14 protein-coding genes are annotated in these 18,044 nt (G+C 45.3%); 9 read left to right on the top strand and 5 right to left on the bottom strand.

Annotated features, from left to right (window positions below):
* Positions 1-289 precede the first annotated feature (289 nt).
* The 3 genes from QUB68_RS29605 to QUB68_RS29595 form a co-directional block, all read right to left on the bottom strand.
* Positions 290-652 (bottom strand): DUF5615 family PIN-like protein, encoded by a 363-nt coding sequence (locus tag QUB68_RS29605; RefSeq protein ID WP_332998492.1) that lies wholly within the window; start codon positions 650-652, stop codon positions 290-292.
* On the bottom strand, positions 649-984 hold the full coding sequence (locus QUB68_RS29600) for a DUF433 domain-containing protein (RefSeq protein ID WP_332998491.1): 336 nt from the start codon (positions 982-984) through the stop codon (positions 649-651). Before QUB68_RS29600 ends, QUB68_RS29605 begins: the two co-directional genes overlap by 4 nt.
* A 375-nt stretch (positions 985-1,359) precedes the next feature.
* Entirely contained in the window at positions 1,360-2,244 is an 885-nt protein-coding gene (locus tag QUB68_RS29595) for a Cof-type HAD-IIB family hydrolase (RefSeq protein WP_332998490.1), read from the bottom strand.
* Between the two features lie 342 nt (positions 2,245-2,586).
* Here QUB68_RS29595 and QUB68_RS29590 point away from each other — a divergent pair, with 342 nt between their 5' ends.
* From QUB68_RS29590 to QUB68_RS29570, 5 genes are all read left to right on the top strand, one after another.
* Positions 2,587-8,100: a trifunctional serine/threonine-protein kinase/ATP-binding protein/sensor histidine kinase gene (locus QUB68_RS29590; RefSeq protein WP_332998489.1), complete on the top strand. Its 5,514-nt coding sequence runs from the start codon at positions 2,587-2,589 to the stop codon at positions 8,098-8,100.
* A 47-nt stretch (positions 8,101-8,147) separates the two neighbouring features.
* Positions 8,148-9,560 (top strand): adenylate/guanylate cyclase domain-containing protein, encoded by a 1,413-nt coding sequence (locus QUB68_RS29585; protein WP_332998488.1) that lies wholly within the window; start codon positions 8,148-8,150, stop codon positions 9,558-9,560.
* A gap of 232 nt (positions 9,561-9,792) precedes the next feature.
* A complete protein-coding gene (locus QUB68_RS29580; RefSeq protein WP_332998486.1) occupies positions 9,793-10,926 on the top strand; it encodes an acyltransferase family protein in 1,134 nt (377 codons plus the stop codon).
* Positions 10,927-11,060: 134 nt separating this feature from the next.
* The gene (vapB, locus tag QUB68_RS29575) at positions 11,061-11,279 is read left to right on the top strand and encodes a type II toxin-antitoxin system VapB family antitoxin (protein WP_332998485.1); all 219 of its coding nucleotides are present in this window, start codon (positions 11,061-11,063) and stop codon (positions 11,277-11,279) included.
* A 12-nt stretch (positions 11,280-11,291) separates the two neighbouring features.
* Positions 11,292-11,669 (top strand): type II toxin-antitoxin system VapC family toxin, encoded by a 378-nt coding sequence (locus QUB68_RS29570; RefSeq protein ID WP_332998484.1) that lies wholly within the window; start codon positions 11,292-11,294, stop codon positions 11,667-11,669.
* Between the two features lie 82 nt (positions 11,670-11,751).
* On the opposite strand, the gene QUB68_RS29565 is transcribed toward QUB68_RS29570, so the two are convergent.
* A complete protein-coding gene (locus tag QUB68_RS29565; protein ID WP_332998483.1) occupies positions 11,752-11,985 on the bottom strand; it encodes a hypothetical protein in 234 nt (77 codons plus the stop codon).
* Positions 11,986-12,020: 35 nt separating this feature from the next.
* On the opposite strand from QUB68_RS29565, the gene clpP reads away from it, so the two are divergent.
* A complete protein-coding gene (gene clpP / locus QUB68_RS29560; protein WP_332998493.1) occupies positions 12,021-12,668 on the top strand; it encodes an ATP-dependent Clp endopeptidase proteolytic subunit ClpP in 648 nt (215 codons plus the stop codon).
* A 145-nt stretch (positions 12,669-12,813) separates the two neighbouring features.
* On the opposite strand, the gene QUB68_RS29555 is transcribed toward clpP, so the two are convergent.
* Positions 12,814-13,809, bottom strand: coding sequence for a hypothetical protein (locus tag QUB68_RS29555; protein ID WP_332998482.1), 996 nt, complete (start codon positions 13,807-13,809; stop codon positions 12,814-12,816).
* A gap of 200 nt (positions 13,810-14,009) precedes the next feature.
* Between QUB68_RS29555 and QUB68_RS29550 the strand changes: the two genes are divergently transcribed.
* The 3 genes from QUB68_RS29550 (at position 14,010) to QUB68_RS29540 (ending at position 17,916) form a co-directional block, all read left to right on the top strand.
* Entirely contained in the window at positions 14,010-14,201 is a 192-nt protein-coding gene (locus QUB68_RS29550) for a hypothetical protein (protein ID WP_332998481.1), read from the top strand.
* A 495-nt stretch (positions 14,202-14,696) separates the two neighbouring features.
* Positions 14,697-17,063, top strand: coding sequence for a ribonuclease R family protein (locus QUB68_RS29545; protein WP_332998480.1), 2,367 nt, complete (start codon positions 14,697-14,699; stop codon positions 17,061-17,063).
* A gap of 229 nt (positions 17,064-17,292) precedes the next feature.
* Positions 17,293-17,916: a flavin prenyltransferase UbiX gene (locus QUB68_RS29540; protein WP_332998479.1), complete on the top strand. Its 624-nt coding sequence runs from the start codon at positions 17,293-17,295 to the stop codon at positions 17,914-17,916.
* The last annotated feature ends 128 nt before the right edge of the window (positions 17,917-18,044 follow it).

Here is an 18,044-nt window from a genome sequence, read left to right as displayed (position 1 = left end):
CGTGGCGAGAAACCGGGTTTCTGCGACAATTTAGGTTAAGCACAAGAAATCTCGGAAGAAACCCGGTTTCTGAGATTAGTATGCGCTCTAATTTCCGCTGCGTGGCGAGAAACCGGGTTTCTGCGACAATTTAGGTTAAGCACAAGAAATCTCGGAAGAAACCCGGTTTCTGAGATTTTTGTGCGCTCTAATTTCCGCTGCGTGGCGAGAAACCGGGTTTCTGCGACAATTTAGGTTAAGTACAAGAAATCTCGGAAGAAACCCGGTTTCTGGGATTGTGCGACATTTTTTATAATGGAATCCAATCCAACTTATCAATCCATTCTTCAGCCTCAGAAGTCTCCCAAACCATCACAATTTCCTCAGCCCACCTGCCTAAACTTGCACTCGGACGCACCCAAAAAAGTCCCCACATTTGTCCTCCTCCTGCCGCCCTGTAGTCTTCCAAATGTCCCGGAATACTTTTGCGATTATCCGTCACCAATAGTCGTTGCGACGATACCAAATACGTGAGAATATCTGGATCTAAAGTTCCCAATGGTGGTGCACCCAAATCACCCACCCGCAAAATATCTATTTCCAGTTGCAGGCGTAAAACAGCACTCTTAAGTTTATTAGGCAAATTTTCATCTATTAAAAAACGAGTTTTCACTGAATTTTTAGTAACTCCTGTTCTCGTTGTGCTTTAATTAATCTCATACGTTTTACTACATCAGAAGGTTCTTTAGCCAACCATTCCTGATAACGTTCTTCCCGCCACCGGGCCAAGCGCAACATATAAGCATCCATCTGTCTGCGATTGTGCAGATAGTACGTCAGACTAGCGTAAATTTTCTCAAAGTTCAGACTAGGTAATTCTTCCAGAATTTGCTCTGGCGAATATCCGCTCAAGTAATATTTAATCACATCATCGATGCCAATCCGATGTCCTTTGATGCGGATATCATCGGGATCGAGAAATTCAAAATAATCTTCTAGCTGCATTTGTTTATATCCCAACTCTTAAATTAATTATACATCAATCGTTTTTTAGTATGACTTTTTTGGGGAAATTCTTGCTGGCGAGAAACCGGGTTTCTGCGAATAATCTGGGCTGAGTACGAGAAATAAGGGAAGAAACCCGGTTTCTGGGATTCGCTGGGTGGCGAGAAACCGGGTTTCTATAAAAATCTGGTGTGAGTACGATAAATAAGGGAATAAACCCGGTTTCTGGGATGATTATTGTGCGCTCTAATTTCTTCGTAGGTGGCGAGAAACCGGGTTTCTGCGACAATTTGGTGTGAGTACCAGAACTCTCGGAAGAAACCCGGTTTCTGGGATGATTATTGTGAACTCGCCCCTGGGTTATTTGTGCTACAATTATCCACGATCGCCTAAAACAAATTGTTCGATCGCCGCCGCCACCCCATCTTCCTCCACATCCGGCGCCACCCAATTAGCACCAGCCTTCACCGCCTCAGGAGCATTCCCCATCGCCACGCCCACACCCGCGTAAGCAATCATTTCCACATCATTAAAATTGTCGCCGATCGCCATCACATTCGCCGCCTGCAAACCCAAAAGTTCCTCCGCCAAATACTGCACCGCACTTCCCTTATTTGCCACAGGATTCCCAGCCTCAAAAAAAGTAGCAACGGATTGAGTCAAATAAAGCTCCGCAGGCGTGTAGCGCTCCCGCATACTGACGAGCAACCCGTCGAGTACCCCCGGATTTTTGCATAAAGCCAAGACTTTTGTCGGTTCCCCGGGAATATCTCGCCGCAAATCTTTAATCACAATTGGTTCAATACCCGATCTTTCCGCATAAATTCGCGTAGCTGCGGTAATTTCCGGCACGTAAAGTTTATCTTCAATGTAGAAATGAATCGACAGGAGCGATCGCAATTCCGGTGCTTCAAAATGCTCTAATAGTTCCAAAGCCCTTTGTTTCGACAGCGGTAAGTGTCGCAGCCGCTTTTGAGTCGCCGGATCTTGAATCCACGCCCCCTGATAGCAAATTAGCGGCAAAGTTGAGCCGATGTCCGAGTGAAAACGCAAAGCAGACTGGTACATCCTACCCGTAGCCACAGCCACTTTCACTCCCCGCGACTCGGCTGCCAAAATTGCCTGTTTGACTGGTTTTCGGATGTCATTTGACAAACCTGCGATCGTGCCGTCGATATCTACTACCAGTAGTTTAATCTCTGCGGTGCCCAAAGCGCGATCTGTTGCAGTAGCTGGATTTGAGGCCGTTATATTCTGCATGGTTGTTTTGAGATTTTACCTGTTGATTTGCACTCACCAGTTTATTTTGCCACTGGCTGGATAGCAAAATGCAGCTTCTGATTTTTTGAAGACTAAAATATAGATCGGTGAATCAACCCCAAAAAAATATTGAGGATGAGCCTTTAAGCGCCACTTTAGCTAAGCTATACAGTAGCACCTCGCCCTGGAGCATCTCTGCGCCAGCTTGAAAACTCTTGATACTCTCTCTGTACAGATGCTGTAGTTCTTAACCGTTGTGCGATCGTTTATTGCCAATTCTCACTTCTTCAATTTAAAAACTCAACTCGTATAACCGTACTTTTAAAGCCACCACCAAACAACATGATTGCCATTCCCGGATACCGCATCTACACTCAAATTTATACAAACCCTCACACAGTTATTTATCGAGGGATGCAGATTGAAAAACAACAACCAGTTATCCTCAAAACTCTCTCGCCACCATACCCTAGCCCAGCGCAAATAGCCCAAATCCTGCACGAATACGAAATTCTGAAAAATTTGCATCTTCCCGGAGTAGTCAAGCTTTACCAACTCGAAAAATACAATCACTTTCCGGTTTTAATTTTAGAAGATTTTGGCGGTATTTCTCTCAAAGATTTTCTCGGCAACCACCAGCTAGAGTTACCAGAATTTCTGCAAATTGGCATGAAACTCGCAGAAACTCTCGGGCAACTTCACGAACAGCATATCATCCACAAAGATATTAAACCCAGCAATATTATTGTCAATGTCGAGACGGGGGATGTCAAAATTGCTGATTTTGCGATCGCCTCCCTGCTACCGGGCGAAAATCCCGCCGTCAGCCATCCCAATTTACTCGAAGGAACCCTCGCCTATATGTCTCCTGAGCAAACGGGACGCATGAATCGGGCGATCGACTACCTGAGCGATTTTTATTCGCTAGGCGTCACCTTTTATGAAATGCTCTGCGGCGAATTGCCTTTTAGTGCGATCGATCCCATGGAATTAGTACACTGCCATATTGCCAAAAAACCAGCTTCTCCTTCAGAAATCAGAAAGCAGAAAATAGCAGCCAAAATCAATCAAACACAAACCCAGGAAATTCCTCAAGCTGTTTCCGATCTGGTGATGAAACTCTTAGCAAAAACTGCCGAAGACAGGTATCAAAGTGCTTTTGGGCTTTTGTGCGACTTAGAAAATTGTCTCGCTCAACTGCAAACAACAGGCGAAATTTCTCCCATCACCCTCGGCCAGCAAGATCGATCGAGTCACCTGCAAATTTCCCAAAAACTTTACGGGCGAGAAACCGAAGTTAATCTGCTGCTCAATACCTTCGATCGCATGAGGCGGGGCAATACACAAGTTATCCTGATTTCCGGTTGTGAAGGTGTTGGCAAATCCTGGTTAGTCTATGAAATTCACAAGCCGATAGTGCGGGAAAACGGATATTTTATAGACAGCAAATTCGAGCAATTTAAGCGCGATATTCCCTACGTTTTTTTGCTGCAAGCTTTTCAAGAGTTGTTGCGGCAAATCCTGACCGAAACATCCGCCAAAGTCCAAGTTTGGAGACAGAAAATATTAAATTCCCTAGGTGGAAACTGCCAAGTAATTATTGAAGTTATTCCAGAAGTAGAACTGATTGTAGGGCCGCAGCCCCCAGTCCCAGATTTAGGAGCAAATGAATCTCAAAACCGCTTTAATTTAGTATTTCAAAAATTTATCCGCGTCTTTACTCAAAAAGAACACCCGCTGGTACTTTTCCTCGACGATTTGCAGTGGGTAGATTCCGCATCGCTGAAGTTAATCCAACTGCTAGCCACAGACTTAGAAAGTCAATACTTATTAATCATTGGAGCCTATCGAGATCAGGAAGTAGATGTAAATCATCCCGTAATGCTGACAGCAGAAGCCATTCGCCAAGCAGGAGGGACTGTAAGTGCGATCGCTCTTTCGCCTTTAGATATTAATAGCGTCAATCAATTTGTGGCGGATACTCTCTACTGCGCCCCAGAAAAATCGCTACCTTTAGCAGAATTGCTTTTTCAAAAAACCGCCGGAAATCCATTCTTTTTAACTCAAATATTGAAGTCACTTTACTCAAAAAAATTGCTGTATTTTAAATTTTCACCTACCGATAGTTCTGTTTGTGGAGCAGAATCTAAGGTTTTTGGATTGACCCAACCAAATGCTGAACCCGTTGTAAAACAATGCAAAATTACAGGCGAGTGGCAGTGGGATATCGAGCAAATACAAGAAATGGGAATCACTGACAATGTTGTAGAATTAATGATAGACAACATTCAAAAACTTTCACAAAATACCCAGGAACTGCTCAAATTAGCCGCTTGTATCGGCAACAAATTTGATTTAGGAGTTCTCTCAACCATCGGCGAAAAACCTCTAGCTTCCGCAGCAGCAGACCTCTGGGAAGCACTTCAGTCCGGTCTGATTTTGCCAGTGAATAACGCCTACAAAATTCCGATCGCACTAGCAGCAAGCACAGAAGTAACCCAGCAAATATCTAGAGACTTTACCGATGAATTGTCACTTACACTTGCTGAGTCTGCTATCCCGACTTACAAATTTTTGCACGAGCGAGTGCAGCAAGCAGCTTACGCTTTAATATCCGAATCTCAGAAACAACAAACCCATCTCAAAATCGGCAGATTCCTGCTGAAAAACGCACCTCCAGAGCAATTAGAAGATAGCGTTTTTGACACGGTTAACCAACTAAATGCAGCCCAAGAAATCATCGTTAGTGAATTAGAAAGATTTCAATTATGCCAATTAAATCTAATGGCGGGCCGCAAAGCAAAAGCCAGTGCAGCTTACGAACTCGCCGTCAAATATTTAACCGCAGGTATTGAATTGCTTCCCCCGGAAAGTTGGCAAACTGACTACGATTTGACTCTGGCACTCTACGAGTCAGCCGCAGAATCAGCTTACCTCAATACCGAGTTTGAACAAATGGAAAAATGGGCAGAAATTGTCCTGCAATATGCAACCAATGAACTCGACAAAATCAAAGTCTTTGAAATCAGAATCACAGCTTGTGCGATGCAAACCAAACTGCAAGAAGCTGTTAAAATTGGTCGGGAAGCCCTAACAATGTTAGGAATAAACTTTCCAGAATCGCCGATTCCGCTCCACATTCAGCAAGCACTTACCAAAACCGCAGCTTATTTAACCGGAAAAAAAATCGAAGATCTAATTAACTTGCCGATCATGACAAATCCGCGCAAATTAGCAACTATGCGCCTGCTGTCCAGTATGTTTTCAACTACTTTGATAGTCGATCCCGTGCTGCTGCCGCTGATTGTATGCGAGCAAGTTCATTTATCTATCAACTACGGAAATTCTGTTTTTTCGGCTTTCGGCTATGCTAATTATGGAGCAATTTTAAAAGGAATAGTTAGAGATATTGAATCCGGCGATCGCTTCGGTCAACTAGCTTTAAATTTGAGCGACAAACTAAATGCTTTAGAATTCAAAAGCAAGACACTTAATTTAGTAGCATTTATTTTGATGCACGGTAAGCATCACGTTAAAGACACATTACCGCTGTTAGAGGAAGCGTATCAAAGCGCCCTAGAAAATGGTGATTTAGAATCTGTAGGATATGCGGCAGTAAATATTTGTCAGTCCTTGTATTTCATCGGTCAAGAATTGCCACAACTGGAACGGAAAATGGTAAATTATAACCATTTGTTATTTCAACTCAAGCAAGAAATGGTATTGAGTTGGAATCAAATATATCGGCAAACAGTTTTGGAATTGATGGGAAACTTGGCAGGTTCCGACATTTTATTAGGTGAGGCTTACAGCGAAGAAAAATTGTTGCCCCTGCTGTTGAAAGCGAATGACCGGGTGGGACTCCAGCACTTGTATTTGCAAAAACTAATATTAGCATACTTGTTTGGAGATATCGAAAAAGCGCTAGAATATGCAGCGCAAGCCGAAGTTTATTTAGACGGAGTTGCGGGCTTTATTAATGTTCCTGAATACCATTTTTACGATGCTCTAGCCCGACTAGCAGCATATCCATCAGCCACAAATGAGGAACAAGAAGAGCATCTTTTTTGTGCAACCAGCAACCAAAAAAGGCTGCAAAAAAAAGCGCTGGCTGCGCCGATGAACCTTCAGCACAAATGCGATTTAATCACCGCAGAGAAAGCACGAGTTTTGGGCGATATTGTCAGAGCAATGGAATATTACGACGGCGCAATTCAAGGAGCACAAGAAAACGGATATATACAGGTACAAGCACTCGCAGCAGAACTAGCAGGAGCATTTTATCTATCGATAGGACGAGAAAAAATCGCGAAAACTTACCTGACAGAAGCGCGTTATTGCTATCAGCGCTGGGGTGCAAAAGCCAAAGTAGGACATTTAGAATCAAAATACTCGAAATTACTAACTTCAGTCTCTATTTTAAGTAATATCGAAACTCACAAATCTACCAGCAGCGCTTGCACTACGAGCGGCAGTGCAGCGGTGCTAGACTTCACAACAGCAGTTAAAGCATCGCAAACCTTGGCCGGCGAAATAGTTCTAGAAAAACTGCTGGCAAAACTGATGAAAATTGTGATTGAAAATGCTGGGGGGCAAAGAGGTTTTTTGATACTAGAAAAATCAGGGAAATGGGTAATTGAAGCATCAGGATGTGTGGATGCCGATCGCGTTTCTGTCATGCAATCAATTCCTATAGATTTTGTAGATGAGAAGCGACAAGTAACTTTGCTGGCAGTTGCTGTCGTCAACTACGTCGCCCGCACCCAGGAAAGCATAGTTTTAAATGATGCTGCCCGCGAAGGACAATTTACTCGCGCACCCTATATTGTTGCCGTTCAACCTAAGTCAATTCTTTGCACTCCGCTGATCCATCAAGGCAAGCTGAGCGGCATTCTATATTTAGAAAACAATCTGACTACAGGCGCTTTTACGCCAGACAGGTTAGAAGTATTAAAACTGCTGTCTTCTCAAATTTCTATCTCGATCGAAAACGCCCAACTTTACACCAATTTGCAGCAATTTAATCAGAATCTCGAACAGTTAGTGCAGCAGCGTACCTCCGAGCTTTCCCAAACTTTAGCAGACTTAAAATCTGCCCAAAATAAACTGGTTGAAGCGGAAAAAATGGCTGCGCTCGGGGGGTTGGTGGCGGGTGTCGCCCACGAAATCAATACTCCCATCGGCATTGGCATCACCGCCGCCTCGCTGCTGGCGGAAAAAGTCACAAATTTTTTTGAGCTTTACACTAAGGGCCAAATTAAACGCTCGGAGTTAGAAAAGTTCCTGGATACTGCTATGCAGAGCAGTAATATGATCTTATCCAACCTCACGCGGGCGGCTGACTTGATTCATAGTTTTAAAGAAGTGGCTGTAGATCAGTCGAGCGAATTAAAACGCAGGTTTAACGTGAAAAACTATTTAGAGGAGATTTTGACATCCTTAAGTGCCAAACTAAGAAGAACTAAACACAAAATAGAAATTAAGTGCGATGAAAACATTGTGCTGGACAGTTACCCGGGCGTGCTGTGTCAAATTGTGACAAATCTGGTGTTGAATTCCCTAATTCACGCTTACGATGGAGAAGATGAGGGCATTATGGCTTTTGAGATCGAGCTGGAGGGCGATCGGCTAATCTTTGAATATGCCGATAATGGTAAAGGAATTACCCCAGAAAATCTCAGTAAAATTTTTGAACCTTTTTTTACCACGAAAAGAGGTCAGGGTGGCACAGGATTGGGACTGCACATTATTTACAACCTGGTCACTCAAAGATTAAAAGGCACAATAATCTGCGAAAGTCAAGTAGATAAAGGCACAAAATTTATGATTGAATTCCCCGCTAAAATTAGTAATTAGTTATTATAACGCCAGCATTAATATACTTTAATTTAGGAGAACGATAAATGTCAGAAGCCAATAAAAATCTGTTCGCTGCGGGCGATGACGAATTAATCGCGGCGGGCGACGATGAATTAATATTTGCCGAAGAAGACGAGGCCCAAGAAAAGCCGATCGCAGCCAGTTGGAAAGTCTTAATTGTAGACGATGAAATAGAAATTCACAATATTACAAAACTCGCCTTAAATGAATTTATATTTGAAAACAAAGTCATCACATTTGTCAGCGCTTTTTCCGGCAAAGAAGCCAAGGAAATGATTCAAGCCCATCCAGACATAGCATTGATTTTACTGGATGTAGTGATGGAAACAGAAGAGGCAGGCTTGGAAGTAGTAAAATACATCCGCGATATTTTAGACAATAAAGTAGTGCGGATTATTTTGCGTACCGGACAGCCGGGACAAGTCCCAGAAGATGTAGTCATTGTCAGCTACGATATTAACGATTACAAAACTAAAACAGAACTGACCAACAAAAAGTTATTTACCACGGTAGTAACAGCGCTGAGAGCATTTCGCGCCCTGACTCAAATCGAAGCCAGCAAAACCGAACTCGAAAAGATTGCAGCAGCTTATGCGCGCTTTGTGCCCCGCGAATTTTTAAGATTTCTCAAAATTGAAAGCATTGTTGATGCCAGATTGGGAGACTCTGTACAAGCAGAAATGACGATTATGTTTGCCGACATTCGGTCATTTACGAGTCTGTCAGAAAGTATGTCTCCCCGAGAAAACTTTGAATTTCTCAATTCTTACTTAAGCCGAGTTGGCCCTGTCATCCGTCAGTACAATGGTTTTATAGATAAATACATTGGCGACGGAATTATGGCTTTGTTTCCTAACTGTGCTGAAGATGCTGTGCAAGCAGCAATTGAGATGCAGCAGCAAGTTAAAATTTATAACAAACACAGGCAAAATAGTGGCTATCAACCTATTTCGATCGGGATTGGCTTGCATACGGGAACTTTAATGTTGGGTACGATTGGGGAAGCGGAACGGATGGAAAGTACGGTAATTTCTGATGCTGTGAATTTAGCGGCGCGAGTGGAAGGATTGACAAAGCTTTACGGAGTTGGTATTGTAGCTAGCGTTCAAACTTTGTGCCGGATCGACGATCCGCAAAATTACAAGTGCCGATTTCTCGATCGCGTTCAAGTAAAAGGAAAACAAGCGCCGGTTGCTGTATTTGAAATTTACGACGGCGACTCGGATATGATGATCGAACTAAAAGCACAAACCCAAACTTATTTTGAACAGGGGATTTTTTTTCATTACCAGCAGCAATTCGCGCAAGCAAGGCAAATGTTTCTGCGGGTGTTGCAAGTCAACAAGTATGATAAGGCAGCATCTTTTTATGCTGAACGCTGCGATATGTTGATGAAGAATGCACTGATTATGACTTTAGAAGGAATTGAAATTTAGGTAATTGGTCAGTTGTCATTGGTCAGTGGTCATTGGTCAGTGGTTATTGGTAATCTATTCTGCTAATTTTAAAAAGTCTTGCTACGACTATTTTTTTATAGAAATTATCTGTCATTGGCATAACTCCCCGCCGGACACGGCAATGCCGTTTCCCTACAGATGAAATTCTCTAATTTCGGTAGTAGCAATATTTTTCTGAATTCGTTAAACAATCCATTGCCGAACTTCTCCTATGCGCTTAAAATCCCTTGATGTTTTTCGCGGAATTGCGATCGCCTCGATGATTCTAGTTAACAACCCCGGCAGTTGGAAACAGGTGTATCCGCCGCTAGAGCACGCAGAATGGCACGGCTGCACCCCGACAGACTTGGTATTTCCATTTTTCCTGTTCATCGTTGGCTGCGCGATGTCTTTCTCGCTGTCAAAATATACTGAAACTACTACAAAAATAGAAACAAATATCTACTGGCGAATTGCGCGACGGGCGGCCATTTTATTTGTATTAGGATTGCTGCTAAATACATCTTCGATCGCCCTTGACGTACTTCTCAACAGCGCCCCGGTGGAAAACTTCGGTAAAATCCGGATTATGGGAGTATTGCAGCGCATCGGTTTAGCTTATTTCATCAGTGCGATCGCGATTCTGAACCTTTCCCCGCGCCATCAAAAACTGCTGGCTGTTGCCGTGCTTTTAGGCTATTGGGCGCTATTATTCGTATTTGCTGTAGGGGGGTACACTGCCTACGAACTCACGCCAGAAGGATATTTAGGTGGATATGTCGATCGGCTAATTCTCGGCAGCCAACACCTGTACAAAGGCGGCCCCTTCGATCCCGAAGGATTGTTAAGCACATTACCCGCCAGCGTTACAGTCCTGATCGGCTACTTCACAGGAGAGTGGCTGCGCGTACAGCCAATCAAAACCCGCACCAGTTTAAATTTAGCGATCGGCGGTCTTTGTTGCCTAGTAATCGGCCGTTTGTGGGGATTTTCATTTCCGATCAACAAACAACTGTGGACGAGTTCCTATGTAGTTTTTACCGCAGGTTGGGCGTTGCTATTGTTAGCAGTTTGCTACGAAACAATAGAAGTGCGAAAGTGGAAATGGGGGTTGCCGTTTGAAATCATGGGATTGAATGCAATTTTCTTGTTTATCGCCTCCGGTATTGTCGCCAGACTTTTGTTGAAAACTCATATCGGCATTGGTAAAACTGCTCCAACTACCTACACTTGGATTTATGAAAACTGGTTTGTGCCTTGGGCTGGGCCGCTGAACGGTTCTCTAGCTTTTGCGGTGACGGCGGTATTGTGTTGGTGGTTGATTTTGTATGGAATGTACCGCCGAGGTTGGCTGATTAAAATTTAAATTGTCACTTGTTTAACAAGTAGGTTTGTTGGCAAGTGACGAGGAACGAGACTTGACAATCAAAAGCTGTTTGCTATAATACGTTTATTAAAGTTGGCAGTTCATAACGTGGATGGTATAAAGGACAAGAAACAATGATACAACCAGTCATTTTAGAAAAGTTAGAAGAACTCCCAGAGTCTTTTCAGACAGAGGTGCTTCATTACATCGAGTTTTTGATTGAGAAGTATGCTCAAAAATCTATACAAGAAAAACCAACGAAAAAGCGTCGTGTTGCGGGAACAATGGAAGGTATGATTATCATGGCAGATGATTTCGATGAGCCGCTTGAAGACCTGAAAGAGTATATGTAATTAATTTCATCTATGCTGTTAGACACCCATGCGTTACTCTGGTTTCTGAATAAAGATTCCCGATTACCAGAGACGACAAAGACACAAATAGAGGAGGCTGAATCTGTATTCGTCAGTATGGCTTCACTTTGGGAGATTTCGATCAAGGTTAATATTGGCAAATTAACGCTGATGGCTCCTTTTGAAACTATCAGATTAAACATGATAAATTTGGGCATTGAGGAACTACCCATTTCTTTTGAGGATGCAATTACTTATCTCTCAATTCCCCTGCATCATCGAGATCCGTTCGATCGCATTCTGGTGGCACAGGCGATGAATCATTCTCTTATTTTGATTAGTCGCGATGTGGCTTTTGATTCCTATGCCATTCAGCGGGTGTGGTCATAATCAAGGCTAAAATATTTTATTTGAGGCTACCGTTAATTTGCGTTATCACAAGTACGTTGCACACTCTACACCGAAAGCTGTGCTAATTTAGATGATTTATACAAAACAGGCATATTGATAATCTGTCGCGATCGAGCGATCGCAGTTCTCGCAATGATACGATCGCCATATAACAACGTTGATTGATGTCCGGTTCCTCAAGATCGATCGCCCGCCCGATCGGAAATCCGATCGCCCGCCCGCCACATCTGCGGCAAATTAACGCCTCAACCCCGCCAAACTCAAGGATTTTGCCGATTTCTCGATCGCCCGCCACCACACCCTAACTATAAACGAGCCCAAATCGCTAAAATAAAAAAAAGATACGTAAATAGGCAGGCCCAGTCAATGATCCCAACAGTTATAGAACAATCCGGTCGCGGCGAACGCGCCTTTGACATTTACTCGCGACTCCTGCGCGATCGCATCGTCTTCTTGGGCCAACAGGTTGACTCCGACTTAGCCAACCTGATCGTTGCCCAATTGCTATTTTTAGACGCCGAAGACCCCGAGAAAGATATTTACCTTTATATCAACTCCCCAGGGGGTTCGGTAACAGCAGGTATGGGCATTTTTGACACAATGAACCACATCCGCCCCGACATTTGCACTATTTGTCTCGGTTTGGCCGCCAGCATGGGCGCTTTTCTGTTGAGTGCCGGCGCTAAAGGCAAGCGGATGAGTTTGCCTCACTCCCGGATTATGATCCACCAACCTCTGGGCGGAGCTCAAGGACAAGCCACCGATATTGAAATTCAGGCCAAAGAGATTTTGTACCACAAACGCCGCCTGAATGGATTTTTGGCAGATCATACCGGCCAGCCGCTTTCCCGCATTGAAGAAGATACTGAACGGGATTTCTTCATGTCCGCTGATGAAGCAAAGGACTACGGATTAGTGGATCAAGTGATCGATCGCCGTCCTTCCGCCAGCCGCCCGATCGCCGCTGTCGTCGCGTAAATTAAAAAGTAAAAATCAAAAATGGGGAAATATTCTTCATTTTTGATTTTTATTTTTTAGTGTCCGCTCAATTACTCTTAATAAAACGTGTTTGTAGTGAGGACTTCAGTCCTCAGAAAGAAGGACTAAAGTCCTCACTACGAACCTATTTTTCGGATGGAGAGGGTAAAGATTCGAGATATTGCAGGAAGTCGAACAATTCTTCTCTATTTAAGAAATGCCGCGCTTCTTTGCCATAACCTTGTTTGAGATAATCTTTTCCTTGGTTGGCATTCCAGCCCAACCGCTGGATTTCCTCAGTGGTTCTGCTATAGATTTCCAGATATTCTAGGAAATCTGCCAACTCTTCGCTAGAAAGCTCTCTCTGCGACGACTTGCCGTAATTGTGTTCCAGACACTGGGTTTCCTGTGGTTTTTTCCATTTCAGGCGTTTGAGGATAGCGTCTATTTTGGCGATCGTATCAGAATCATCCTCGATCGCATCGCTGGGAATTCCCACCGCAATCGGTTGCAATTCCCGGACTTCGGCCGCACCCTGCGAGAGTTCGCTTTGGCTAGTATTCGGCACTTCCAGTTCTGGAAGCGGTTCGCCGTAGCTGGAAGACAGCCAAGCGTCCGAATCTATCTGCTTTGGTACAAATCCAGGAACTTCTGCCCGATCGACCGTTGGCGGCAGCGGTTCCGGTACAGGTGCGATCGGCTCTTCATTTAATTTAACTTCAGTATTGACAAAACTGCTTTGATGTGGTAAGGCAACGTTGTCGGCAACAGGCATTTCTAACACAGGAAGAGGAGCAAGGACTGGTGGCACTGGAACGGGAACGGCCGCAACCGGAGTCGGCACCGGAACGGGAACGGCCACAACCGGAGTCGGCACCGGAACGGGAACGGCCGCAACCGGAGCCGGCGCCGGAACGGGAACGGCAGCAGGAGTGGCATCGGTCAATGCTAGGACAGCGATCGATCGCGATCGGGCGCGGTCTTCAGCATCCTCAACAGACTCAGCAGCCGACATCCCAGTAGCAAGAGTTTTGCCGTCAACCTGAACCAGACAGCGAACCACAAACTTACCGTGATGAATAGTCAGCAACTCACAGATTAACTGTCCAGCCGGATAAAGCGCGCGAAATTGAGCAAACATAATTTTTTTACCCCGAAACCAGAAGGGGCTGATGACTTCAGTTTAGTACAAGCCAGAGAAAACAATTTTCTGAAAGCACATATTCAACATACAATAAATGAAAGGTGAATCATCCGCGCCACCTTTCACGCCACTAAACCCTATCTCACATCCGGCTGTTTAAGCTAACAAGCACCGGGCGTCATTTCTACCTATGGGAGATGACACAGCAACTAGGCAAAAGTAGTAAAGTCTCCGGTTTTGTGTACCTTGCACTTTCTAAAGCACAGATTGCTCCCGACCCGCTCGTTGAACCTCTGTCCGCAAAGGCAGAGCGCTTGCAAAAAACAGGGCATTTCTTGCGCCAAGCTACTAGCAATTTTGCCCGATCGCCGGTAAATTCTTTGGCTTGAGCAAAAGGCAAGAGGCACTTCAAAAGGAAGAAGAAAGAAGGAAACAGGCAGAAGGAAACAGGCAGGAGGCAGAAATGCAAATTTTCTCCTTCTCAAGATCTCCATCTCCTCATCCCCGACTCAACCCGTCGCTTTCAGCAAGTCCGCCATCTTTTAAGAATCGACAGGGGCTTTCTAATTCGCGAAGAAGTCGGCGCTGCAAGCGAAAAGCAAAGGAACCAACGCTAAAAAATTGTATTGGGGAATAGGGTGCGGGACATTTGTCTGCGCCGTCATCTGTCAGTTGCAGATAGACAGCAGACAATTAGCTTGCAGCGCCGGTGTCGGGAAAAAATCTGAAAAAATCCCTGGGCACGGGTAGCACCGACTGTGCTGGCGTCTCCACCTAGTAACCCGCGCATTTGTTGGGAAGCAGGCACTGTTCCGGGGCGAGAGGGTGCGGCTGATTTCGCCAAAATTAGACTAATTGCTGGAAAAAAGAGGATCGATCGCTACATGGAATTTTCTATCGCTGCACTGCTGGCAAATTTTACAGAAGACAAATTAGTGGCTCCCAAAGCATTAGAGAAAAAACTCGATTGCAACGACGCCACCAGTCAACTCAAACTTCAAATCGCATTAGAAGCTCTAGAGAAAATTGGCATATTAGTCAAAGACAAAGGCCGCTACCGCCGAGTAGCTGAAGAGGACGTGGTAGAAGCAAAACTGCGCTGTTCGAGCAAAGGATTTTGCTTTGCAATTCAAGATGCAGAAGGCTCTGAAGACGTTTATGTGCGGGAAAGTCACCTCTCGACAGCTTGGAATGGCGATCGAGTCTTAGTCAAAATTATCAAAGAAGGCAGCCGTCGCCGATCGCCCGAAGGCGAAGTCATGCTGATCCTCGAACGCGCCAACCCCTCGGTACTCGCGCGAGTCAAGCAAACCGCCACCCCCACCGGCCGCGTCAGCTACAGAGCAATTCCCTTGGACGATCGCCTGTTGTTTGAACTAGACTTGCTGGCAAATGGTACAAATCTGCAAGAGGCGATCGACCATTTAGTACACGTCGAAGTCAAACGCTATCCCCTCGGAACCCATCGCCCAGTCGGCAAAGTAGTACAGGTACTCGGTTCCGACGCCGAAGCCGCAGACGACCTCGACATCGTATGCTGCAAACACGACTTGCCGCGCTCCTTCCCCGCCGCCGTCATCAAAGCAGCCGAAAACTTGCCCACCAAACTCAAAAAAACCGACATCAAAAAACGGTTAGATTTGCGTAACATCCTGACTGTTACCTTTAGCAAAAACGAACCGGGCGAAACCAACAGCGAAAATCCTGCCCCTCAAACTCAGCAGGAAAGTTTCTCAGACGAAGCCGAAAACGAGTTTGACCCCACCTCATTCCTCTCCGATCCGCCAATAGAACGCGCATTGTCGATCGAAAGCCTGAAGTCCGGCGGCTGGCAAGTTGGCATCCACATCACCGATGCCGCCGAGTACGTGCAGCCAGAAACCCCGATCGACCGCGAAGCCCGCAAACGAGGAACCTGCGCCCATCTGGGAGAAAAAATCATCGCCGTACTCCCAGAAATCCTGAACGATCGTTGCTCCCTGCTGCTAGACACCGAACGGCTGGCCTTCAGCATACTGCTCACCCTAGACGCATCAGGAGAACTCCTAGAATACGAAATTCAAACCAGCGTCATTCACATTGACTACCAGCTCAGCTACCAGGACGCTCAAGCAATTCTCGAACCAGGCTCCGATGCCGAAGATCATGCTTTGTCCTCCGCCCTCCGTCCTTTCCTCGATCAAATCTTAGCCGCCTCACAGGCTGCCAGACAGGCGAGGTTCAAGCGGGGAGCTTTTGAACTAAATTTGCCCGACGCTAACTCTCACTTCGACGACGAAGGCGAATTAGGAGCTTTTGCTACGGCTCCCGCCGCCCAGTCGGCTGTCTCGGAGTTGGTCGTACTCGCCAACCAAGCTGTGGCCACCCACCTGCAAGCCTTGGGAGTCCCAGCAATCTACCGCGTCCAACCGATGCCAGACCCCGCAGACATCCAAGAGTTCATCAAACTCTCGAACAACCTCGGCGGCGAACTCTATCTCGAAAGCGAAGAAGAAGTTCTGCCCTTTGACTTTCAGCGATTTACCCAGCAGTTTGCCGGCCTCAAGTCCGAAAGAGTTCTCACCTACCTGCTAGAAGACACCATGAAGCCCGCTGTTTACAGCACAACTCCCAAGCCGCACTTCGGTTTGGCGCTGTCAGAGGGTTACACGCGCTGCACTTCGCCGCTTTCCCGCTATGCCGATTTGCTGGTGCTGCGGGTGTTGCAAGCGGTGTTCGAGCAAGGCCGCAGCAGCCGCACAACTCGCGCTAAGGAAAAAGTTGACTTGCACCATTCCTCCTGTCACGGCCAAATTACTTGGAATGTCCTCCCCCCAGACTTGCACCACGAATTCGAGACAGAGTTTGCAGCGGCGGTGGTACATCTGACGGAACGCGAAAGGGTTGCTGAGGATGCTGAAAGCGATTTGCAGGGATTGAAGAAAACTGGATTGATGAAAGAGCGCACGGGTCAAACTTTTCAGGGTTTGATTACAGGGGTGCAGTCTTACGGTTTCTTTGTGGAAATTGAGGTGCGCCCACCGGAGAGTGACATCCTGCGTGTTGAAGGATTGGTGCACGTTTCTTCGCTGAAGGATGATTGGTATGAATATCGATCGCGCCAGCAGACTCTAGTAGGTCGCAAAAACCGCAATCAGTACCGTTTGGGCGATCGGGTGGAAGTGCAAGTTAAGAGCGTTGACTATTATCGCCAGCAAATAGATTTAGTTGCGGTTGGCGGCGGCAGTCAAGCTTTTGATGATGATGAATAGTCATTAGTCAGTAGTCATTAGTCATTGGTTATTGGTTATTGGTTATTGGTTATTTCCTGCAAATAACCAGTAACTAATAACCAGTAATATCGTTAATTACTTACTAACAACAGACAACAGTCAACAGTCAACAGTCAACAGTCAACAGACAACAGACAACGGTCAACTAACAACAGTCAACAGTCAACAGTCAAATAACAAATAACAAATAACAAATAACAAATAACTAATGACAAATAACTACCCGCTAATTCTAGGAGTGACTGGAGCATCGGGATTAATTTACGCCGTGCGAACATTAAAATATCTGTTGGAAGCCGATCGCGCCGTGGAACTGGTAGCATCAAAATCTACCTACATGGTTTGGCAAAGCGAACAGAACATCCGAATGCCCGCAGAACCGACTATGCAAGAGGAATTCTGGCGGGAAAAAGCAGGAGTACCCAATTCTGGCAAACTCCGCTGTCATCCGTGGCAAGATGTTGGTGCTAATATTGCTAGCGGTTCCTTTCGCACCCAAGGGATGATGATTATTCCCTGTAGCATGAGTACACTAGGAAAGTTGGCAGCGGGCTTGAGTTCGGATTTGCTCGAAAGAGCGGCCGACGTTCAGCTTAAGGAAGGGCGAAAACTGGTACTTGTACCTAGGGAAACCCCTTTTAGTTTGATTCACCTGCGGAATTTGACCACCTTAGCAGAAGCTGGAGCTAGAATTGTGCCAGCGATTCCCGCTTGGTATCACAATCCTCAAACTATTGAAGATTTGGTAGACTTTGTGGTGGCTCGCGCTTTAGACCAGTTGGGGATTGATTGCGTTCCTCTCAAACGCTGGAAGGAAGATGAAGGGAGTTAGTTGTTATTTGTTATTTGTTATTTGTTATTTGTTATTTGTTATTTGTGCGTCCCAATAACCAATAACCAATAACCAATAACCAATAACCAATAACCAATAACCAATAACCAATAACCAATAACCAATAA

The organism is Microcoleus sp. A006_D1 (genome assembly GCF_036702805.1).
Classification (GTDB): Bacteria; Cyanobacteriota; Cyanobacteriia; order Cyanobacteriales; family Microcoleaceae; genus Microcoleus.
The sequence above is the reverse complement of the archived record's forward strand: the minus strand, read 5'-3'. Positions and strand labels throughout refer to the sequence as shown.

Coding starts and splice junctions, on each gene's coding strand:
- QUB68_RS29595 (WP_332998490.1), bottom strand. CDS start 2,244: ATGCAGAATATAACGGCCTCAAATCCAGCTACTGCAACAGATCGCGCT.
- QUB68_RS29580 (WP_332998486.1), top strand. CDS start 9,793: ATGCGCTTAAAATCCCTTGATGTTTTTCGCGGAATTGCGATCGCCTCG.
- QUB68_RS29600 (WP_332998491.1), bottom strand. CDS start 984: ATGCAGCTAGAAGATTATTTTGAATTTCTCGATCCCGATGATATCCGC.
- QUB68_RS29545 (WP_332998480.1), top strand. CDS start 14,697: ATGGAATTTTCTATCGCTGCACTGCTGGCAAATTTTACAGAAGACAAA.
- QUB68_RS29590 (WP_332998489.1), top strand. CDS start 2,587: ATGATTGCCATTCCCGGATACCGCATCTACACTCAAATTTATACAAAC.
- QUB68_RS29585 (WP_332998488.1), top strand. CDS start 8,148: ATGTCAGAAGCCAATAAAAATCTGTTCGCTGCGGGCGATGACGAATTA.
- QUB68_RS29555 (WP_332998482.1), bottom strand. CDS start 13,809: ATGTTTGCTCAATTTCGCGCGCTTTATCCGGCTGGACAGTTAATCTGT.
- QUB68_RS29550 (WP_332998481.1), top strand. CDS start 14,010: ATGACACAGCAACTAGGCAAAAGTAGTAAAGTCTCCGGTTTTGTGTAC.
- vapB (WP_332998485.1), top strand. CDS start 11,061: ATGATACAACCAGTCATTTTAGAAAAGTTAGAAGAACTCCCAGAGTCT.
- QUB68_RS29540 (WP_332998479.1), top strand. CDS start 17,293: ATGACAAATAACTACCCGCTAATTCTAGGAGTGACTGGAGCATCGGGA.
- QUB68_RS29570 (WP_332998484.1), top strand. CDS start 11,292: ATGCTGTTAGACACCCATGCGTTACTCTGGTTTCTGAATAAAGATTCC.